Here is a 3,726-nt window from a genome sequence, read left to right as displayed (position 1 = left end):
CGTGCCCGCCTGTCCGAGGAAGCCTGCTTGGCCGGCCGTCCCGGCGGCGCCGCCCGCGCCCCCGGCGCCACCGGCAACAACGGGGCGACGAACGTTGGCCCCTAAGCGCGAGCGTGCGCAAAATGCCGGCCAAAGCGGCGTGTCGCCGTACAAACACGCACGCTCGCCGTCAAAGCGATTAGCGGAACGCCGTGTCCAGGATCTCCTGCTGCTCGACGGCGTGCACCTTCGACGAGCCCGACGACGGGGCCGACATGGCGCGCCGCGAGATGCGCTTGAGCCCGGTTAGCTTGTCCGGCAACAACTCCGGCAGCTCCAGGCCGAACCGCGGCCACGCACCCTGGTTGGCTGGCTCCTCCTGCACCCAGAAGAACTCCTCGACGGCCGGGTAGCGGTCCAGCGTCTCGTTCAGCCGGCGCTTGGGCAGCGGGGCCAGTTGCTCGATGCGCACGATCGCGACGTCGTCGCGGTTGTCCTTGGCCTTGCGGGCCACCAGCTCGTAGTAGATCTTCCCGCTGGTCAGCAGGATCCGCCGAACCGCGCCGCGATCACCGATGCCGTCCTCGTAGGTGGGCTCCTCGAGCACCGAGCGGAACTTGATCTCGGTGAAGTCCTTGATGTCGCTGACCGCCGCCTTGTTGCGCAGCATCGACTTCGGCGTGAACACGATCAGCGGGCGCTGGATGCCGTCGAGCGCGTGCCGGCGCAGTAGGTGGAAGTAATTGGACGGCGTCGAGGGCATCGCGATGGTCATCGAACCTTCCGCCCACAGCTGCAGGAAGCGCTCGATGCGCCCGGAGGTGTGGTCGGGCCCCTGCCCCTCGTGCCCGTGCGGCAGCAGCAGCACCACGTTGGACAGCTGGCCCCACTTCGCCTCGCCGGAGCTGATGAACTCGTCGATGATCGACTGCGCGCCGTTGACGAAGTCACCGAACTGGGCCTCCCACAACACCAGCGCGTCCGGGTTGCCCACGGTGTAGCCGTACTCGAAGCCGACGGCGGCGTACTCCGACAGCGGCGAGTCGTACACCAGGAACTTGCCCCCGGTCGGGGTGCCGTCGAGGTTGGTGGCCAGCAGTTGCAGCGGCGTGAACTCCTCGCCGGTGTTGCGGTCGATGATCACCGAATGCCGCTGGGAGAAGGTGCCGCGCCGGGTGTCCTGCCCGGACAGCCGCACCAGCTTGCCCTCCGACACCAGCGAACCCAGCGCCAGCAGCTCGCCGAACGCCCAGTCGATCTTGCCCTCGTAGGCCATCTCGCGGCGCTTCTCCAGCACCGGCTGCACGCGCGGGTGGGTGGTGAAACCGTCTGGCACGGAAAGGAAGGCGTCGCCGATGCGGGCCAGCAGCGACTTGTCCACGGCGGTGGCCAGCCCCGCGGGGACCGGCTGGTCGGCCTCCACCGACTCGCTGGGCTGCACGCCGTGCTTTTCCAGGTCGCGGACCTCGTTGAACACCCGCTCCAGCTGGCCCTGGTAGTCGCGCAGCGCGTCCTCGGCCTCCTTCAGCGAGATGTCGCCGCGGCCGATCAGGGCTTCGGTGTAGCTCTTGCGGGCCCCGCGCTTGGTGTCCACGACGTCGTACATGTACGGGTTGGTCATCGACGGGTCGTCGCCCTCGTTGTGGCCGCGGCGGCGGTAGCACAGCATGTCGATGATGACGTCCTTCTTGAACCGCTGCCGGAAGTCGACCGCCAGCTTGGCCACCCACACGCAGGCCTCGGGGTCGTCGCCGTTGACGTGAAAGATGGGCGCCCCCACCATCTTTGCGACATCGGTGCAGTATTCGCTGGACCTGGAGTACTCCGGCGCGGTGGTGAACCCGATCTGGTTGTTGACGATGATGTGGATGGTGCCGCCGACGCGGTAACCGGGCAGGTTCGCCAGGTTCAGCGTCTCGGCGACGACCCCCTGCCCGGCGAAGGCGGCGTCGCCGTGCATCATCATCGGCACCACGGAGAAGGCCTTCTCGTCGCCGTCGTCCTGCGAGCCGTGGTTCAGCAGGTCCTGCTTGGCCCGGACCAGCCCCTCCAGCACCGGGTCGACGGCCTCCAGGTGTGACGGGTTGGCGGTCAGCGAGACCTGAATGTCGTTGTCGCCGAACATCTGCAGGTACACGCCGGTGGCGCCCAGGTGGTACTTGACGTCGCCGGAGCCGTGCGCCTGCGACGGGTTGAGGTTGCCCTCGAACTCGGAAAAGATCTGCGAATACGGCTTGCCGACGATGTTGGCCAGCACGTTGAGCCGGCCACGGTGCGGCATCCCGATGACCACCTCGTCGAGACCGTGCTCGGCGCACTGGTCGATGGCCGCGTCCATCATCGGGATCACGCTCTCCGCGCCTTCCAGCGAAAACCGTTTCTGCCCAACGTATTTGGTTTGCAGGAAGGTCTCGAAGGCCTCGGCGGCGTTGAGCTTGCTCAGGATGAACTTCTGTTCGGCCACGGTGGGTTTGACGTGCTTGGTCTCGACGCGCTCCTGCAGCCACTGTTGCTGTTCGGGCTCGAGGATGTGGGTGTACTCCACCCCGATGTGGCGGCAGTAGGCGTCGCGCAGCAGGCCCAGCACGTCGCGCAGCTTCTTGTACTCGCAGCCGGCGAAGCCGTTGACCTTGAACACCCGGTCGAGGTCCCACAGCGTCAGGCCGTGATTGAGGATCTCGAGGTCGGGGTGGCTGCGGAACCGGGTGCTGTCCAGGCGCAGCGGGTCGATGTCGGCCATCAGGTGCCCGCGGTTGCGGTAGGCCGCGATCAACTCCATCACCCGGGCGTTCTTGTCGACGATCGAGTCCGGGTTGTCGGTGCTCCAGCGCACCGGCAGGTACGGGTTGCCCAGCTCACGGAAGATCTCGTCCCAGAAGCCGTCCGAGAGCAGCATCTCGTGGATGGTGCGCAGGAAGTCGCCGGACTCCGCACCCTGAATGATGCGGTGGTCGTAGGTGGACGTCAGGGTGATCAGCTTGCCGATGCCCAGCTCGGCGATGCGCTCCTCGCTGGCCCCCTGGAACTCGGCCGGGTACTCCATCGCGCCGACGCCGATGATGGCGCCCTGGCCGGCCATCAGCCGGGGCACCGAGTGCACGGTGCCGATGGTGCCCGGGTTGGTCAGCGAAATCGTCACGCCCGCAAAGTCTTCCGCGGTCAGCTTGCCGTCGCGGGCGCGGCGCACGATGTCCTCGTAGGCGGTGACGAACTGCGCGAAGCGCAGTTCCTCGCAGCGCTTGATGCCCGCCACCACCAGGGACCGCTTGCCGTCCTTGCCCTGTAGGTCGATGGCCAGGCCGAGGTTCGTGTGGGCGGGCGTGACCGCGGTCGGCTTGCCGTCGACCTCGGCGTAGTGGCGGTTCATGTTCGGGAACTGCTTGATCGCCTGCACCAGCGCGTAGCCCAGCAGGTGGGTGAACGAGATCTTGCCGCCGCGGGTGCGCTTGAGCTGGTTGTTGATGACGATCCGGTTGTCGATGAGCAGCTTGGCCGGGATGGCCCGCACGCTCGTCGCCGTCGGCACGTCCAGCGACGCGGACATGTTCTTGACGACGGCGGCGGCCGCGCCGCGCAGCACCTGCACCTCGTCGCCCTCGGCCGGCGGGGGAGCGGCGGGCTTGGCCGGTGCCGCGGGGGCGGCCGGCGCCGGGGCGGCCGGGGCGCCGTTGCCCGCGGTGGGCGCCGGCTTCGTTTCGGCCGGCTTGGCGGGCGGGGCGGGGGCGGCAACTCCGGCGGGCGGGGCCG

At 68.2% G+C, this 3,726-nt stretch carries 1 protein-coding gene; it reads right to left on the bottom strand.

Translation table 11 applies throughout. From position 1 onward, the window contains the following. Positions 1-178 precede the first annotated feature (178 nt). Positions 179-3,726 (bottom strand): multifunctional oxoglutarate decarboxylase/oxoglutarate dehydrogenase thiamine pyrophosphate-binding subunit/dihydrolipoyllysine-residue succinyltransferase subunit (locus tag A5712_RS27500; protein ID WP_068112868.1); only part of this gene is annotated, 3,548 nt, incomplete at its 5' end.

The sequence above is a fragment of the Mycobacterium sp. E2327 genome (genome assembly GCF_001672675.1).
Taxonomy (GTDB): domain Bacteria; phylum Actinomycetota; class Actinomycetes; order Mycobacteriales; family Mycobacteriaceae; genus Mycobacterium.
This window is presented reverse-complemented; position numbering and strand designations above follow the sequence as displayed.